Origin of the sequence: Massilia glaciei, from assembly GCF_003011895.2 — a bacterium.
Lineage (GTDB): Bacteria > Pseudomonadota > Gammaproteobacteria > Burkholderiales > Burkholderiaceae_D > Telluria_A > Telluria_A glaciei.
Genome location: NZ_PXWF02000188.1, coordinates 1 through 606 on the forward strand (window position 1 = coordinate 1; position 606 = coordinate 606).

Consider the following 606-nt stretch of genomic DNA (forward strand, 5'->3'; position numbering starts at 1 on the left):
AAAGTTCCGTCCACTGTGTGTCCTCGGGAGTGCGACTGTTGCCGTCTGAGTCCACATTCGCCGCTGATCCCCAAAGGAAATCTGCAACCAAAGCGTAACGGGGTCTGTCACTGGGGTCTACCAGATAGAGGACATATTCATTGATCACGTGCATCCTCTGTAGTTGTTCAAATGTCCGGTATTGGCCGGTCACTGCCGATTTTACGCGACGGTTGCCTGCCGTCCGACCTCCGCCTGCTGCCGCCCCTTTGCGGACTGTGGGAGATCAGGGAAAACCGATCAACTTGTTGCTCAACGGTGTGCGGAAGCGGGCACGCCCGCTGTAGTTGGAGCTACCTACAAACTCCGCCGCTGCTTACGCAGCTTGCCCGCCCCGACCTTTAGTCATGGGACCAAATCTAGTTCAATATCGCCCGGCCCAAATGCCAATAGCCATTGCGTAATGCCGTTGCCGTCACTGCACTCCAGTTCATAACCAGGTCTAACTGGTCTAACCCCATGCCTCGCTTGACCCCCATGCCTCGTTCCGAGTTAGACCACACTTCGCAAACTCTTAAAATTTCTGTAGAGCGAACCGCAATAAATAAAGATTTCGATCGGCCATAC

1 protein-coding gene is annotated in these 606 nt (G+C 54.1%); it reads right to left on the minus strand.

All coding sequences use genetic code 11. From position 1 onward, the window contains the following. Positions 1-398: 398 nt before the first annotated feature. On the minus strand, positions 399-606 hold a 208-nt coding region (locus tag C7C56_RS29320; protein ID WP_219933142.1), incomplete at its 5' end, for a hypothetical protein.